This is a genomic window from Actinophytocola sp. (assembly GCF_049647105.1).
In the GTDB taxonomy this organism is placed as follows: Bacteria; Actinomycetota; Actinomycetes; order Mycobacteriales; family Pseudonocardiaceae; genus Actinophytocola.
On the sequence record NZ_JBARWZ010000101.1, the window covers coordinates 43,720 to 59,904 of the forward strand.

At 69.7% G+C, this 16,185-nt stretch carries 16 protein-coding genes; 11 read left to right on the top strand and 5 right to left on the bottom strand.

Annotation, left to right across the window (positions count from 1 at the left end):
* Nucleotides 1–35: 35 nt before the first annotated feature.
* Nucleotides 36–887 carry an alpha/beta fold hydrolase gene (locus tag WBA97_RS12985; protein ID WP_424231020.1) on the bottom strand — a complete coding sequence of 284 codons (852 nt, stop codon included), beginning with the start codon at nt 885–887 and terminating at the stop codon, nt 36–38.
* Between the two features lie 43 nt (nt 888–930).
* Nucleotides 931–1,866 (bottom strand): heme o synthase, encoded by a 936-nt coding sequence (locus WBA97_RS12990; RefSeq protein ID WP_424231021.1) that lies wholly within the window; start codon nt 1,864–1,866, stop codon nt 931–933.
* 194 nt (nt 1,867–2,060) lie between these two features.
* On the opposite strand from WBA97_RS12990, the gene tkt reads away from it, so the two are divergent.
* From tkt to WBA97_RS13035, 9 genes are all read left to right on the top strand, one after another.
* Nucleotides 2,061–4,166: a transketolase gene (gene tkt / locus WBA97_RS12995; RefSeq protein WP_424231035.1), complete on the top strand. Its 2,106-nt coding sequence runs from the start codon at nt 2,061–2,063 to the stop codon at nt 4,164–4,166.
* Nucleotides 4,163–5,272, top strand: coding sequence for a transaldolase (gene tal / locus WBA97_RS13000; protein ID WP_424231022.1), 1,110 nt, complete (start codon nt 4,163–4,165; stop codon nt 5,270–5,272). The genes tkt and tal overlap by 4 nt, the downstream gene beginning before the upstream one ends.
* 101 nt (nt 5,273–5,373) lie before the next feature.
* Nucleotides 5,374–6,942, top strand: a complete 1,569-nt coding sequence (locus WBA97_RS13005) for a glucose-6-phosphate isomerase (RefSeq protein ID WP_424231036.1) — start codon at nt 5,374–5,376, stop codon at nt 6,940–6,942.
* Entirely contained in the window at nt 6,939–8,468 is a 1,530-nt protein-coding gene (zwf, locus tag WBA97_RS13010) for a glucose-6-phosphate dehydrogenase (protein ID WP_424231023.1), read from the top strand. Before WBA97_RS13005 ends, zwf begins: the two co-directional genes overlap by 4 nt.
* Nucleotides 8,465–9,448, top strand: a complete 984-nt coding sequence (opcA, locus tag WBA97_RS13015) for a glucose-6-phosphate dehydrogenase assembly protein OpcA (RefSeq protein ID WP_424231024.1) — start codon at nt 8,465–8,467, stop codon at nt 9,446–9,448. The genes zwf and opcA overlap by 4 nt, the downstream gene beginning before the upstream one ends.
* Nucleotides 9,449–9,459: 11 nt before the next feature.
* The gene (pgl, locus tag WBA97_RS13020) at nt 9,460–10,161 is read left to right on the top strand and encodes a 6-phosphogluconolactonase (RefSeq protein WP_424231037.1); all 702 of its coding nucleotides are present in this window, start codon (nt 9,460–9,462) and stop codon (nt 10,159–10,161) included.
* Nucleotides 10,162–10,222: 61 nt separating this feature from the next.
* Nucleotides 10,223–10,513, top strand: coding sequence for a DUF2795 domain-containing protein (locus WBA97_RS13025; protein WP_424231025.1), 291 nt, complete (start codon nt 10,223–10,225; stop codon nt 10,511–10,513).
* 8 nt (nt 10,514–10,521) lie between these two features.
* Nucleotides 10,522–11,097, top strand: a complete 576-nt coding sequence (locus WBA97_RS13030) for an NADPH-dependent F420 reductase (RefSeq protein WP_424231026.1) — start codon at nt 10,522–10,524, stop codon at nt 11,095–11,097.
* Nucleotides 11,098–11,289: 192 nt separating this feature from the next.
* A complete protein-coding gene (locus tag WBA97_RS13035; protein ID WP_424231027.1) occupies nt 11,290–11,736 on the top strand; it encodes an STAS domain-containing protein in 447 nt (148 codons plus the stop codon).
* 143 nt (nt 11,737–11,879) lie between these two features.
* Here the strand turns inward: WBA97_RS13035 and WBA97_RS13040 are convergent, their stop codons facing one another.
* Nucleotides 11,880–12,398, bottom strand: a complete 519-nt coding sequence (locus WBA97_RS13040) for a DUF4383 domain-containing protein (RefSeq protein WP_424231028.1) — start codon at nt 12,396–12,398, stop codon at nt 11,880–11,882.
* Nucleotides 12,399–12,749: 351 nt separating this feature from the next.
* On the opposite strand from WBA97_RS13040, the gene WBA97_RS13045 reads away from it, so the two are divergent.
* Nucleotides 12,750–14,096 (top strand): sensor histidine kinase, encoded by a 1,347-nt coding sequence (locus tag WBA97_RS13045; RefSeq protein WP_424231029.1) that lies wholly within the window; start codon nt 12,750–12,752, stop codon nt 14,094–14,096.
* 68 nt (nt 14,097–14,164) lie between these two features.
* On the opposite strand, the gene WBA97_RS13050 is transcribed toward WBA97_RS13045, so the two are convergent.
* Entirely contained in the window at nt 14,165–14,506 is a 342-nt protein-coding gene (locus tag WBA97_RS13050; RefSeq protein WP_424231030.1) for an RNA polymerase-binding protein RbpA, read from the bottom strand.
* A 75-nt stretch (nt 14,507–14,581) separates the two neighbouring features.
* The gene (gene secG, locus WBA97_RS13055) at nt 14,582–14,815 is read right to left on the bottom strand and encodes a preprotein translocase subunit SecG (protein WP_424231031.1); all 234 of its coding nucleotides are present in this window, start codon (nt 14,813–14,815) and stop codon (nt 14,582–14,584) included.
* A 224-nt stretch (nt 14,816–15,039) separates the two neighbouring features.
* Between secG and WBA97_RS13060 the strand changes: the two genes are divergently transcribed.
* Complete coding sequence (locus WBA97_RS13060) at nt 15,040–16,164, top strand: beta-1,3-glucanase family protein (RefSeq protein WP_424231032.1); 1,125 nt, start codon at nt 15,040–15,042, stop codon at nt 16,162–16,164.
* Nucleotides 16,165–16,185: the final 21 nt, after the last annotated feature.

Here is a 16,185-nt window from a genome sequence, read left to right on the forward strand (position 1 = left end):
CTCTCAGTTCCATAACCAGAAGGTTATCGATCCTGTCAAGGGCGCAGGAACTCCCCGACCGCCGCGGCGAGCGCTCCTGGTGCCTCCTCTGCGACATGGTGGCCGGACTCGATGGGCCCACCCCGCAGGTCGGTGGTCCACGGCCGCCAGACCGCGAGGACGTCGCCGTACAGCTCCTCCAGGTCGTCCCTGGTGCTCCACAGCACCTGCACCGGGCACTGGACGCGGCGCCCCGCTTCGCGGTCGGCGTCGTCGTTCGCGCGGTCGGTCCCCAGCCCCGCGCGGTAGTCCTCGAGCATCGCGCGGACCGTCGCCGGGTCGTGGATCGCACGGTGGAAGTCGGCGAAGTTCTCCTCCCCCATGCGTTCCGGCGTGCTGCGGGAGCCGACGCCGTACCACGCGTCCGGGTCCGCGCCGATCACGCGTTCCGGAATGTCCGGCTGCGCGAAGAAGAACCAGTGGTACCACTTGCGGGCGAACGTGGCGCCGCAGCGGGCCAGTGCTTCGCCGATCGGCACCGAGTCCACCACCGTCAGCTTCGCCACCCGGTCCGGGTGGTCCATCGCGAGCCGGAACGCGACGTAGCTGCCTCGGTCGTGCCCCACCACGGCGAACCGGTCGTGGCCGAGCGCGGTCATGAGGCCGGCGATGTCGGCGGCCATGGCGCGCTTCGAGTAGGGCGGCACTGGCGTCGACTCGCCGTAGCCACGCAGGTCCGGGCACACGACCGTGTGCGATTCCGCCAGCAGCGGAGCGACCTGGTGCCAGGTGGTGTGGGTACGCGGGTGGCCGTGGAGCAGGACGACGGCCGGGCCGTGACCGCCGTGCCGGACGCGGAGGGTGACGTCGCCGACCGTGACCCGGTCGAGGGTGAAGGTGTCGAACACGATCACCGGGATGGCCCGCGGCGCACCGGGGCAAACCCCAGGGTCAGAACGGCAGGCCGACGACCGGGAGGCCAAGGGCCGAGTCCACGGCCAGCGCGACGAACACGAGTGTCAGGTACGTGTTCGACATGTGGAACAGCTTCATCGGCCTGCCTGGCTCACCGCGCTTGGTTGCCGCGTACAGTCGGTGCGCGACGACCAGGAACCAAACGCCGGTGAGCACCGCGAACGCGGTGTACACCCAGCCGGTGGCGGGCACCAGCAGGAGCGTCCAGGCGACCATCACCCACGAGTACGTGACGATCTGCCGCGCCACCCGGTCGGCGGTCGTCACGACGGGGAGCATCGGCACGCCCGCGCGGGCGTAGTCGTCCTTGAACTTCATGGCCAGCGCCCAGAAGTGCGGCGGGGTCCAGAAGAAGATCACGCCGAACATGACGAGCGCGGGCCACTCGATCGAGCCCGTGACCGCCGACCAGCCGATGACGACCGGCATGCAGCCCGCGGCACCGCCCCACACGATGTTCTGCGCGGTCCTGCGCTTGAGAACCATCGTGTAGATCAGTACGTAGAACAGGATGGCGGCGACGGCCAGCAACGCCGCCAGGAGGTTGGTCGTGGGCCACAGCCACGCGAAGGACAGCACACCGAGCGTGACCCCGAACACGAGCGCGTTGCGGGTGGGCACCTGGTGTTTGGGGAGCGGACGCGTGGCGGTGCGCTTCATCACCGCGTCGATGTCCGCGTCGGCCACGCAGTTCAACGCGTTCGCGGAGCCGGCGGCCATGGTGCCGCCGAACAGCGTCGCGAACACCAGCCACGGCGACGGGATGCCCCGTTGCGCCAGCATCATGGCGGGCACCGTCGTGACCAGCAGGAGCTCGATGATCCTCGGCTTGGTCAGCGCGACGTACGCACGTACGAGGTCCCTGCGGGTGCGGCGCGGGGCGTCTGTGGTCGCCCCCAGCGCTGCGCTCACCGGCGGCTCCTGACTGGTGTAAGTGGCGGCTGTTCGGGTAATGGCTCGAATGGTAACCGCGTGACCATGAACGGCCGCCGTCGGGTGGTTTCGTTAGGCTGAGGAATTGAGCGGGGAACCCGAGGATGACCAGCATGGTCATGCCGCGGAGCATGATCGAGATCACGACTAGGTGGGAGCTTGAGTCCGTGTCCATGAGCGCCGACGAACTGGCCCGTTTGACCACACAGAACCTGCCTGCCGACTGGACGGAACTCGACAAACGCGCCGTGGACACCATCAGGGTCCTCGCCGCGGACGCCGTCCAGCACGTGGGGAACGGGCACCCGGGCACCGCGATGAGCCTCGCGCCCGTCGCCTACGCCCTCTACCAGCGGGTGATGCGCCACGATCCGAGCGCCCCGGACTGGATCGGCCGCGACCGGTTCGTGCTGTCCGCTGGCCATTCGAGCCTGACGCTGTACCTGCAGCTGTTCCTCTCCGGCTACGGGCTGGAGATCGAGGACATCGCCGCGCTGCGCACGTGGGGCTCCAAGACCCCTGGGCACCCGGAGCACGGGCACACCGCGGGTGTGGAGATCACCACCGGGCCGCTCGGCCAGGGCCTCGCCTCCGCTGTCGGCATGGCGATGGCCGCCCGCCGCGAGCGTGGCCTGTTCGACCCGGACGCCCCGGCCGGCGAGAGCGTGTTCGACCACCAGATCTACGTGATCGCCTCCGACGGTGACATCGAGGAGGGCGTCACCTCCGAGGCGTCGTCGCTCGCGGGCCGCCAGGAACTTGGCAACCTGACGGTCATCTACGACGACAACAAGATCTCGATCGAGGACGACACGAACATCGCGCTGTCCGAGGACACCGCGAAGCGCTACGAGGCCTACGGCTGGCACGTCCAGGTCGTCGAGGGCGGCGAGGACGTCGTCGCGATCCTGGCGGCACTCGATGCGGCGAAGGCGGAGACCGCCCGGCCGTCGTTCATCCTCCTGAAGACCGTGATCGGCTACCCGGCGCCGAACAAGATGAACACCGGCAAGGCGCACGGCGCCGCGCTCGGCGCCGACGAGGTGGCCGAGGTCAAGAAGATCCTCGGCTTCGACCCCGAGCAGAACTTCGCGGTCGAGCAGGAGGTACTCAAGCACGCCAGGCTGGCCGCCGACCGGGGCAAGCAGGCCCACGAGGAGTGGCAGAAGAGCTTCGACGCGTGGGCGAAGGCCAACCCGGAGCGCAAGGCGCTGCTGGACCGCGCGAGCGCCTACCGCCTGCCGGACGGCTGGGCCGACGCGCTGCCGTCGTGGGACCCGGACCCGAAGGGCGTCGCGACCCGCAAGGCCTCCGGCGCGGTGCTGAACGCGCTCGCCGACGTGCTGCCCGAGCTGTGGGGTGGTTCCGCGGACCTCGCGGAGAGCAACAACACCACCATGAAGGGCGCGGACTCGTTCGGCCCGGCGTCGGCGAAGACGAAGGAGTGGGACGCCAACCCGTACGGCCGCACGCTCCACTTCGGCGTCCGCGAGCACGCGATGGGGTCGATCCTCAACGGCATCGTGCTGCACGGCCCGACCCGCCCGTACGGCGCGACGTTCCTCGTGTTCTCCGACTACATGCGCCCGCCCGTCCGGCTCGCCGCGCTGCAGAAGCTGCCGGTGACCTACGTGTGGACGCACGACTCGATCGGCCTCGGCGAGGACGGCCCCACCCACCAGCCGATCGAGCACCTCGCCGCGCTGCGCGCCATCCCTGGCCTGGTCGTCATGCGGCCGGGTGACGCGAACGAGACCGCCGCCGTCTGGCGCACGGTGCTCGAGCAGCACGACGCACCGGTCGGCATCGCGCTGACCCGCCAGAACCTGCCGGTGCTGGCGGGTACGAAGGAAAAGGCCACCGAGGGCGTCGCCAAGGGCGGCTACGTGCTCGAGGACAGCTCGGCCGGGGTGCCCGCGGTGGTGCTCGTCGCCACCGGCTCCGAGCTGCAGATCGCGGTCGACGCGAGGAAGGTTCTCGAGGCCGACGGCGTTGCCACGAGAGTGGTGTCCATGCCGTCGCAGGAGCTGTTCGAGGCCCAGGACCAGTCCTACCGCGACCAGGTCATCCCACCCAATGTGAAGGCGCGGGTCGCCGTGGAGGCAGGCATCGCGGCGCCGTGGTACCGCTACGTCGGCGACGCCGGGGAGATCGTCTCCATCGAGCACTTCGGTGCTTCCGCCGACTACCAGACCTTGTTCTCCGAGTTCGGGTTCACCACGGAAGCGGTCGTCGCCGCGGCCCGCCGCTCGCTTGAGAAGACTGAGAGGCTCGCATGACCGACAAGCTGGCCCAGCTATCCGAACTGGGTGTGTCCATCTGGCTGGACGACGTGTCCCGCAAGCGGCTGAACTCCGGCAACCTCGCCGGCCTGGTCCGCGACAGGCACGTCGTCGGCGTCACCAGCAACCCGACGATCTTCGCGAAGGCGCTGTCCGACGCGACGGACTACGACGAGCAGGTCCGTGAGCTCGCCGCCCGAGGCGCGTCGCTCGACGCGGCCGTCAAGGAGATCACCACCACCGACATCCGCACCGCCTGCGACCTGTTCCGGGACATCTACCAGCGCACCGGCGGCGTCGACGGCCGCGTGTCGATCGAGGTCGACCCGCGCCTCGCGCACGACACCGACAAGACCGTCGCCGAGGCGCTCGACCTGTGGAAGACGGTCGACCGGCCCAACCTGCTCGTGAAGATCCCCGCCACCGAGGCGGGCATCCCGGCGATCACCAGGACCATCGCCGAGGGCGTCAGCGTGAACGTCACGCTGATCTTCTCGGTCGAGCGGTACCGCGCGGTGATGGGCGCCTACCTCGACGGACTCGAGCAGGCCAAGGCGAACGGGCACGATCTCGCGGGAATCCACTCCGTCGCGTCGTTCTTCGTGTCCCGGGTGGACAGCGAGGTCGACAAGCGGCTCGACGCGATCGGCACCGACGAGGCGAAGGCGTTGCGCGGCAAGGCGGCCGTGGCCAACGCGCGCCTGGCGTACGCGGCCTTCCAGGAGGCCTTCGCTGGCCCGCGCTGGCACAAGCTGGCCGACGCGGGCGCGCACCCGCAGCGTCCACTGTGGGCGTCGACGGGTGTCAAGAACCCGGACTACTCCCCCACGCTGTACGTCGACGACCTCGTCGTGGCCGACACCGTGAACACGATGCCGGAGAACACGCTGGACGCGGTTGCCGAGCACAGCGACCTTCGCGGCGATACGGTGACCGGCACTGCGGCAGCGGCCCAGGAGGTGTTCGACGCCCTTTCGGGAGTCGGCATCGACATCGACGACGTGTTCATCACCTTGGAGAACGAAGGCGTGGAGAAGTTCGAGAAGTCCTGGGAAGAGCTGCTCGACTCGGTCAAGGGCCAGCTGTCCGCGGCGGGGAGCTGAACAACCACATGACCGAGAACGACCTGCCTCCCGAGGCGGTGCGGATCATCAAGCACTTCGAGGATCTGATCAAAGGCAAGTTCGAGGGCCGCAAGCGGCTCATGGAGGACGCCTGGCCGCTCGCGGAACGGCTGGTGGCCGAGCAGGTCGCGTCGAAGCTCGCCGCGCAGGACCCCACGCTGTGGGGCCCTGACGCCGAGTCCGAGGCGTCGGTCCGGCTGTCCTGGACGACTCTGCACGAGACGTCCCGGCCACTCGTCGCCGAGATCGAGGCGCTGCGTGCGGAACTGGCCGCAGAGGGCGTCGACCGGGTGGTGCTCGCCGGCATGGGCGGGTCCTCCCTCGCGCCGGAGGTGATCACCCGCACCGAGGACGTGCCGCTGGTGGTGCTGGACACCACCGACCCCGGTCAGGTCGCCGACGCGCTCGAAGGCGACCTGTCCCGCACGGTTCTCGTCGTGTCCTCGAAGTCCGGGTCCACTGTGGAGACCGACAGCCACCGGCGGATCTTCGAGCAGGCGTTCGCGGCCGAGGGCATCGACGCGGCATCGCGGATCGTGGTGGTGACCGACCCCGGTTCACCGCTGGAGGAGGCCTCGAAGGCGGCGGGCTACCGGCGGGTATTCGCCGCCGACCCGCACGTCGGCGGGCGCTACTCGGCGCTCACCGCGTTCGGGCTGGTGCCATCGGGCCTCGCGGGCGCCGACATCGGGCAGCTGCTCGACGACGCCGCCTCGGCCGCCGTGCACCTGTCCGTCGACAGCATGGAGAACCCGGCACTGATGCTGGCCGCCGCGCTCGGCGGCGCACACGCCCGCGGCGCGGAGAAGGTGGTCATCGCCGACACCGGCTCCGGCATCAAGGGCTTCGGTGACTGGGCCGAGCAGCTCATCGCCGAGTCCACGGGCAAGAACGGCACCGGCCTGCTGCCGGTGGTGGTCGAACGCCCGGACTCGCCGGACTTCTCCGACGCCCACTCCGACGCCACGCCGATCGCCATCGGCGAGGCCAGCAACGGCGCGCTGATGGGCACCGAGGGCGGCCTCGGCGGCCAGTTCCTGTTGTGGGAGTACGCGACCGCGGTGGTCGGCCGGGTGCTCGGCATCAACCCGTTCGACCAGCCGGATGTCGAGGCCGCCAAGAAGGCGGCCCGCTCACTGCTGGACGCACCGAAGTCCGAACCGGCCACGCCGACCTTCGCGGACGGTCCGGTGGAGGTGCACGCACCAGGCGGTCTGACCGACGCGACCTCGCTTCCCGGTGTGCTGGCGGCGTTCTTCGCGTCCGCACCGGAGTTCGGCTACATCGCCGTGCAGGTCTACCTCGACCGGCTCGCCGACGCGTCGGCCGTGGTGCTGCGCCCCGAGATCGCCCGCCGTACCGGGCGCCAGACCACGTTCGGCTGGGGCCCCCGGTTCCTGCACTCCACCGGCCAGTACCACAAGGGCGGGCACCAGAACGGTGTGTTCCTTCAGCTGACCGGTGCGGTCGAGGAGGACCTGGCCGTGCCAGGCCGCCCCTACACCCTCGGCACGCTGCAGCTCGCGCAGGCGCTCGGCGACGGTCAGGTACTGGCCGACAACGGGCGCCCGGTGCTGCGGCTCCACTTCACCGACCGGGCCGCCGGGCTGGCGCACCTGGTGAAAGCCCTTCAGGAGGTTGGCAGGTGACGCGCACCTGGCAGAACCCGCTGCGCGACGAGCGGGACAAGCGGCTCCCCACGATCGCCGGGCCCTGCGGCCTGGTGATCTTCGGGGTGACCGGTGACCTGTCCAGGAAGAAGCTCATGCCGGCGATCTACGACCTGGCGAACCGGGGGCTCCTGCCACCCGGTTTCTCCCTGGTCGGGTTCGCGCGGCGCGACTGGGCGGACGAGGACTTCGGTCAGGTCGTGCACGACGCGGTCAAAGAGCACGCGCGCACGCCGTTCCGGCAGGAGGTCTGGGACCGCCTGGCGGAGGGCTGCCGCTTCGTGCAGGGCTCCTTCGACGACGACGAGGCGTTCGACAACCTCGTGAAGACGGTCCGGGATCTGGACCAGGTCCGCGGCACGGCGGGCAACCACGCGTTCTACCTGTCGATCCCGCCCGCCGCGTTCTCGAAGGTCATCCAGCAGCTGGCTCGCACGGGTCTCGCCGAGCCGACGGACCACGAGTGGCGCCGGGTGGTCATCGAGAAGCCGTTCGGCCACGACCTGACGAGTGCCAAGCAGCTCAACAAGATGGTCAACGAGATCTTCCCCGAGGAGTCGGTGTTCCGCATCGACCACTACCTCGGCAAGGAGACCGTGCAGAACATCCTGGCGCTGCGGTTCGCGAACCAGTTGTTCGAGCCGATCTGGAACGGCAACTACGTCGACCACGTGCAGATCACCATGGCCGAGGACATCGGTCTCGGTGGTCGCGCAGGCTACTACGACGGCATCGGCGCCGCCCGTGACGTGATCCAGAACCACCTGCTGCAGCTGCTCGCGCTCGTTGCGATGGAGGAGCCGGTCTCCTTCGCCCCGCAGGCGGTGCGTGCGGAGAAGGCGAAGATCCTGGCGGCCACCTCGCCGGTGGGCCCGTTCTCCGAGACCACCGCGCGCGGTCAGTACACCGGCGGCTGGCAGGGCGGGCAGAAGGTGCCCGGCCTGTTGCAGGAGGGCGGTTTCGCGAAGGACTCGATCACCGAGACGTTCGCTGCGATCGAGCTGGCGGTGGAGACCCGCCGCTGGGCCGGGGTGCCGTTCTACCTGCGCACCGGCAAGCGGCTCGGCCGCCGCGTCACCGAGATCGCCGTGGTGTTCAAGCGGGCACCGCACCTGCCGTTCGACGCGACGTCAACGGAGGAGCTCGGGCAGAACGCGCTCGTGTTCCGGGTCCAGCCCGACGAGGGCGTGACGATGCGGTTCGGCTCGAAGGTGCCCGGCTCCACCATGGAGGTCCGGGACGTGAACATGGACTTCAGCTACGGCCACTCGTTCACCGAGTCCTCGCCGGAGGCCTACGAGCGGCTGATCCTCGACGTGCTGCTCGGTGAGCCGTCGCTGTTCCCGAAGAACGACGAGGTCGAGCTGTCCTGGCAGATCCTCGACCCGATCCTGAAGGCCTGGCGGTCGAGCGGGAAGCCGGAGCCCTACCAGGCAGGCACCTGGGGGCCGGGCTCCGCCGACAAGATGCTCACCCGCGCTGGCAGGCACTGGAGGCGTCCATGATCATCGACCTGCCTGCGACCACGACGTCGCAGGTGAACAGCAAGCTGGTCCAGCTGCGCGAGCAGGGTGGCGCGAACACCATCGGGCGGGTGCTGACGCTGGTCATCGTCACCGACGACAACGAGCGCACCGAGGACGTGATCGACGCCGCCAACCACGCGAGCCGCGAGCACCCGTGCCGGGTGATCGTGGTCGCGCGCGGCGCGAAGAAGGCCTCTGCCCGGCTCGACGCGCAGATCCGCGTCGGCGGTGACGCCGGTGCGAGCGAGGTCATCGTGCTGCGGCTGTACGGCCCGCTCGCGAACGAGGGCGCGTCGTGCGTGGTGCCGCTGCTGCTGCCGGACGCGCCGGTCGTGGCGTGGTGGCCGTTCGAGTCGCCCGCGTCGCCGGCGAAGGACCCGATCGGCATGCTGGCCACCCGCCGCATCACCGACACGGCGGCGGAACGCCACCCCACCAAGGCACTCGATGCCCGTGCGAAGTCCTATTCGGACGGTGACACCGACCTGGCGTGGACGCGGCTCACGCTGTGGCGCGCGCTGCTCGCCGCCGCGCTCGACCTGCCGCCGCACGAGCGGGTGACGGCGGTGTCGGTGTCCGGTGAGAGCGAATCGCCATCCGCCGACCTGCTCGCCGGGTGGCTCGCCGCGAAGCTGCGGCTGCCGGTGAAGCGCACGAGGGCCAAGTCCGGTGAGGGCATCGTGTCGGTGGTGATGGAGCGCCGCTCCGGCAACATCGAGATCCACCGCCCGGACGGCGCGGTCGGCATGCTGTCGCAGCCCGGTCAGCCGGACCGGCGGGTCGCGCTGCAGCGGCGCGCGGTTCGCGACTGCATCGCCGAGGAGCTGCGGCGCCTTGACCCGGACGAGATCTACGAGTCCGCGCTCAAGGCGCTCGGCAAGGTCGACCGGGGCGGCCGCGGTGCGGCCAGGAAACCGGCTGTGAGCAAGAAGGACAAGGCAGAGGTCGCCGCGTCGTGACCACCGATGCGATGACCGTGGTCCACGAGTCGCAGGACGAGCTGGCCGCGCGGACCGCGGACCGGCTCGCCACCGCACTCGCCGAGGCGCAGGCCGCCCGTGGCACGGCATCTGTCGTGCTGACGGGCGGCCGCACCGGCGGCGCCGTGCTCGCCGCGCTGCGCGGCGCGACGCTCGACTGGTCGACCATCGACATCTACTGGGGCGACGAACGCTTCCTGCCCGGCGGCGACCCGGAACGCAACGAGACCCTTGCCCGCCAGGAGTTGCTCGACCACGTGCCGGTGTCGCCACAGCGGGTGCACCCGATGGCGCCATCGGACGGCGAGTTCGGCGACGACCCGGACGCGGCGGCCGAGGCGTACGCGGTGCTGCTGCGCGATGTCGCGTCATTCGACGTGTGCCTGCTTGGGGTCGGCGAGGAAGGTCACACGGCGTCGATCTTCCCGCACTCCCCCTCGGTCGCCGAGACGGCGCGTGCGGTGGTCGCGGTGCGGGACTGCCCGAAGCCGCCGCCGACCCGGGTTTCGCTGACGCTGCCCACGATCCGCCGTGCGGAGCGGGTGTGGCTGATGACGGCGGGCGCGGCGAAGGCGCAGGCCGTGGCCGCGGCGAGAGGCGGCGCCGACGAGGCCGACCTCCCGGCAGCGGGCGCACGCGGGCGGCAAGAGACGCTGTGGCTGCTCGACAAGGCGGCAGCCGGGGAGTACTGACACCCCGAACCTCCGTCACTTGACGGATGTCTCCGGCAAGTGACAAGAACAAGCTTCCAGGGTGACCCCCGACCCCCGCAACGAAACAGTCGTCCAGCAGGTCTTCTGTGACCTGCCCTTTCCCGCCTATCGCTGGCAACTCATCGCGCACGCCTCGGTGTACGGCGCCGACGCCGTGACCATGTCCAAGCTGCACCGGCTACCGCTGCGCCGCTACACCCATTGCGAGGACATCGCGGCGACAATTGTCGCCACCCAGAATGTGCGTCCCCGCCCGCGCCGCTACCGGCCGATGACGATCCCCATGAACGTGCCACAGCGGTCGCTCATCGTCTCCGTCGTCGTCGACTAGGCGTCGGCATGCGAATCGGCGTCATCGGAGCCGGCCACCTCGGCACCACGCTCAGCAGGCAACTCGCGCTCCTCGGACACGAGGTGGCACTGAGCGGCCTGTTGGTGGCACGCACGATGCGCGGCGTGGCGGCGTTCGCCGACGTCGCGATCATCGCGGTGCCGTTCCACCGCCACCGCGAGCTGCCGGTGGCCGAGCTGGCGGGCAAACCCGTCATCGACGCCACCAACTACGACCCCGTCCTCGACGGTCCCAGCCCCGACCTCGACGACGACTGCCTGACCTCGAGCGACCTGGTCCAAAGCCACCTCATCACCGCCTACGTGGTGAAGGCGCTCAACGCGATCCCGTGGGAGCACCTGCGCGACCACGCCCAACGCGTCCCCCGCCGCGCCATCCCCGTGGCGAGCGATGACCTGCGGGCCAAGAAGACCGCGATGGCACTGGTCTCGGAGATCGGTTTCGCCCCGGTCGACGTCGGCGGCCTCACCGTCGGCGGGCGCAAGTACCAGCCAGGCAGCGACGTGTTCGGTGCGGACCTGACGGTGGCCGATCTTCGCACGCGACTGCACCTCACGGCATGACATCAGACCCCGGCCCGAGGGCCGGTGGGGCGGCGCGGCCTCACCGGCCCTCCTTCTCGGGGGTGGTGTGCCCTTTCCCGGCCGCCACCGCAGGCCAGAACCCGGACCCGCCAAGGGTTCCGGGGCCGGGCACCGCCGCGAACACGCAACCGGTAGGATCAAGAACGCAGCCGACAGCCGAGGGAAGCGACGATGGGGACAGGCCCAGACCGCCTTTCACCGACGCACATCCCGAAACCGGCACCCGACGTGCAGCGGATCATCGACCGCAGTCTGCAGGTGCGTGTGGTCCGGCACAACGAGGATCTGCACGTATGCCGTGTCGCGGGCGAGGTCGACCTGCTGACCGGCTCCACCCTCGCGAGGGTGCTCGATGACCTGAACAACCGGCGCGTGCCCGCCGTCATCGTGGATCTCACCGAGGTCACCTACTGTGCGGCGGCCGGTGTCCGCGTCCTGCTCGACGCGACCGCCCGCGCGCGGTGGGCCGGCCAGCGTCTCGCGGTGGTGATCGCGAACCTCACGGTGGCCAGGGTGCTGAAGGCGACCGAGACCACCGAGGGCATCGAGAACTACGCGAGCCTCTCCGAGGCGATGGTGGCGCTCACGAGTGTCCCGCGCCGGGAATTCGGTGCCTGAGTCGGTGGATCCAGGTTTCTGCCGGCAAGGCGCCGATCCTCCCTCGTACCGGGTTGTACTTGGGTGGATCGGCAACGCCGCCAGCAGGAAGCTGGGCCGCCGAATCAGGTGCCCGATCTTCGGCGCGGGGCACTAGTTGAGGTTCAGACGCGGTAGGCGAGGATCCGCAGCCGCCGGTACGCGGCGGCCATCCTCGGCGCGGAGTTCCTGCCGTCGCGACCCTGCGGGCGGCTCGGCACCTGCCGCCTGCGGACGAACCCGGCGGACACTTCGCGGAACGCGGTCTCCGGCACGGCCACCGGCGCGGGAGCACGGCCACCGCTCAGCACCGCGAGGCCGATCATGCTCGCCACGAGCGACAGGTGGACGGCGATGTTCCCCGTGTGGAACGGCATGAGCGCCGGGTCGATGACGCTGCCGAACTGCCAGAGCAGGACGTAGGCCACGCCGCCCCCGATCAGGAACGCCCGCGCGCCCCGGGGCCTACGACTCATGGTGGCGCCCGCGACGCCGAACCCGAGCTGCACGGCGTTGTCCAGCAGTCCCGGCCCCATGTCCAGCACCGCCGCCACCAAGAACAACGCCGCGACCAGAACCGCCACGGCCTGCCCTGGCTCCGGCCGCCGCCGCCCGCGTCCCGGAACCGCCCCGTACTCCGTCAAGTCCGGCCGCCTTCCCTCGTGCGGTGGCACCCTGCCACCGCCCCTTCGACATCACGGACGCGCGTGGTGACGCGCCGGTTGTTTACCGAAGATCAAAGTGCGGTCGTTAGGGCCCTCGGAGATCCATTTTTGTCGTTTTTGTGCCGCGAACACGCTCGGAACCCGTGTCGTCACTGGCAGGAGAGGCCTACGGCTGGTGCGCCCAACCCGATGGACCGTTCGGCCCAAGCAAAAGGTTGTCCGGCAAATGGTAATTTGCTCCAGCACATTGATGTGAAACATTTCGTCCCGACCGGACGATTGCTATGTCTTCATTGGCGCGGAGCACAACTCCGGAGGGAGGCCGAGCCTATGTCACAACGACGACAGCACCACACGGTCGCGACACGCAACAGCGTGCCGACCGCGGAGCTGCCGCGACAACGCGCGGGCAGGAACGAGCCATCCTTGCGTCCCACCCGCACCGAGACTGGAGGTCCCGTCCTGGTCGCGTCCACGTTCCCACCCAGGGTCGCCATCGACGATGTCCGGATCCTGCCGCGCCCAAGCGCCGCGACGGCCCGCAGGCTGCCCGGGTGGCTGACCGCGCTGCGGAACAGCCCACGTGCGCGGGGGATCACGTCCGACGTCGTCGCCTTCCTGCTCGCCGTGCTCGACGTGTGGCTGGTCATCCCCGAGGACGCACCCGGCTACTCGATATGGCTGTCGGGGTTCGCCGTGGCCGCCATGGTCATGCGCAGGCATGTGCCGTTCCTCGCCGTACTGGTCACCGTGCCCGGCTTCATGACGGGCTGGTCGCAGCTCGCCGCGATGATCGCGCTCGGCTCGCTCGCGAAGAAGCACCGGCTGCTGTCGTGGCGGATGGTCGTCGGCATGATCCTGGTCTTCCTCTGCGGCTACGTGCGGTGGCCCCTGTCCGAGTTCGCGGCGCTGAGCTGGCAGGAACAACTGCTCAACGTGATCTGGGCGGTGATCATCGCCGGGATGCCGGTCGCCATCGGGCAGCTGATCTCGGCGCGGCACGAGCTGTCGGCCCGCATCCGCGAGCTGGCGTCCAGTCGCGAACGGGAGAAGAAGCTCCTGGCCGAGACGATCCGTGCGGCGGAGCGGGCACGGCTCGCCCGCGAGATGCACGATGTCGTAAGCCACCAGGTCACCCTCATCGCCATGCAGGCAGGCGCGCTGCAGGTGTCGACCGGCAAAAACGCCGAGGAGGCGGCACGCACGATCCGCGAGTTGTCCACCCGCACTCTCGAGGAGCTGCGGAACCTGGTCGGCGTGCTGCGGTCCGGGGACGCGTCGGAGGAGGGGCAGCCCGGCGTCGACGAGCTGGACGACCTCGTGAAGAACTTCCGCTGCGACCAGGTGCCGGTGGCGCTGAACGTCGAGGCGGAACCGTCACGACTGCCGAGGTCGGTCTCGCACGCCGTGTACCGCACGGTGCAGGAGGCGCTGACGAACGTACGGAAGCACGCGGCGGGGGCTCGTGCTTCCGTGCGGGTGTTGGCGCAGCAGGACACCCTCGTCGTCGAGGTCCGCAACGGGCGTGCGAACGCACGCAAGCCGGCGTTGCCGTCCGGCGGTCACGGATTGGTCGGTCTCAAGGAACGTGCCGGGCTGCTCGGGGGCACGTTCTCGGCGGGACCGACCGCGGAGGGCGGCTTCCGGGTCTCAGCCACCTACCCCCTGGCAGGCTGAGCACCACAAAGGCCGCCGGATCGGACCAAGGTCCGAGCCGGCGGCCTTTGTGGTATTGGAGGTCTCTGTCAACCCTCGCGCTGTTTGCGGAGCTTTGCGAGGGCCTCGGCGAGGATGGCCTCGCCGTCGGCGTCCGAGCGACGCTCCTTCACGTACGCGAGGTGTGTCTTGTAGGGCTCGTTGCGCGGGGCCTTCGGGGGCTCCTGCTCGTCCCGGCCACCCGGCAGCCCGCATCGCGGGCAGTCCCACGAGTCCGGGTACTCGGCCTCGAGCGCGAACGACGGCCGCGACTCGTGCCCGTTGGCGCACCAGTAGGAGACCCGCCGACGCGGCGCCGACTCACCCCGCTCCGACTCGCCCATTGGCCCAGCGCCGACTCGAGTACCTCGAATCGCACTACCACCAGCCATCGACTCTCACACCCCCACAAAGGTGGTTCACACACGGGAAAAGGAGAACTGCCCCGTCCGCCGAACGGGGTGGGTTCAGGCGACCTTGATGAGCAGGCCGAGCCCGATGACGCAGATCAACCAGATCGCGCCGATGAACAGCGTCGCGCGATCCAGGTTCTTCTCCGCGACACTGGAGCCGGACAGGCTCGACTGCATGCCGCCGCCGAAGAGCGACGACAGACCGCCGCCACGGCCGCGGTGCAACAGGACCAGAAGGATAAGCAGCAGGCTGGTGACGATCAGACCAATCTGCAGAGCCAGTTCCATTTCATCCTCGCTGCTGTCGGCACGGGCCCGCGTTTACGCGGTCGATGCAACAGGTTACCTGGTGCCCCGTGATCGTTACGCAGCGCCCCACGGGCGCCGTGAGGCGGATTGTTGCGCACGAGAACAAATTGGTCAATACTCTGTGCGGGACTCGAAAGACCGTATTGCTCCGCGTGGCCTCCGCGGTGCCCAGTGCTGGGCACCCGACTGTGAGGAGTACACGCATGATCTCTCGTCGCTCGTTCCTCGGGGGGCTCGCGGCGGCGACCGTGGGAGCTCCACTGGTGGCCAGGCTCGCCAGTGCGGCACCACTCGCACCTCTGTCACTCACCATCGCCAACGAGTCCGGCCGCGGTCCGCTCTGGACCTACGTCGTCGGCACCAACCTCTCGTCCGGGCAGCAGTGCAGGCTGTCATCGGACGGCGCGCTCGTGCCGGTGTCCGAGGCCGACAACGGCCCGGACGGCTACACCGACTACTCGATCGAGGTCAGCGGCTCGCGGACGCTGTCCCTGCCACAGGGCATGTCCGGCCGCATCTACGTCGCGCTCGGCGACAAGCTCAAGTTCAGGTGCAACCCGGGCAACGCGCTCGCCTACCCGGCGGGCTGGGTCACGGCCGACCCGAACTACCCGGTCCTGCACGACTGCGCCGAGTTCACCTACGACGGTGCGGGCATGCACTGCAACATCACCATGGTCGACATGCTGTCGGTGCCGATGGAGATCTCGCTGTCGGGCGCGGCGCAGCAGCGGACGGGCAGGCTGAAGGACGGCGGCCGGGCCGCGGTCTTCAACGCCCTCGCGTCGACACCCGGGTTCGGAAACCTGGTGATGGACGACCTGCGGGTCATCGCGCCCGGCCACGGGCTGGACGCGGGCCGGTTCGCGAGCGACTACTTCGCGGGCCTCATCGACGAGGTGTGGAACCACTACGGCTCGAACACGATGACCGTCACCGCGGGCGCGAGGACCTTCTCGGGCTCGGTGCAGGGCGGCCAGTTCGTCTTCGACGGCGGGGTGCGGGCGTTCGCCAAGCCGTCGACGCGGGACGTCCTGTTCTGCGACGGTGCGCTGGCCGCACCGAACGACGGCGTGACGGGCCCGGTGGCGGCGACGCTGGGCGCGGGCTTCAACCGGGGCGTGCTGACCAGCACGGGCGCGCAGCCGGTCGCGGACGCGGGCACCTACTACCGGCCGTCCGTCACCAACCACTACTCGCGGATCATGCACGAGAACACCGTGGACGGTAAGGCGTACGGCTTCGCCTTCGACGACGTGTGCGAACACGCCTCCTACATCGAGGACCCGGCCCCGACCTCGATGACGGTGACGATCACACCGTTCTGATGGCGAAAGGCGCGTTCGGGG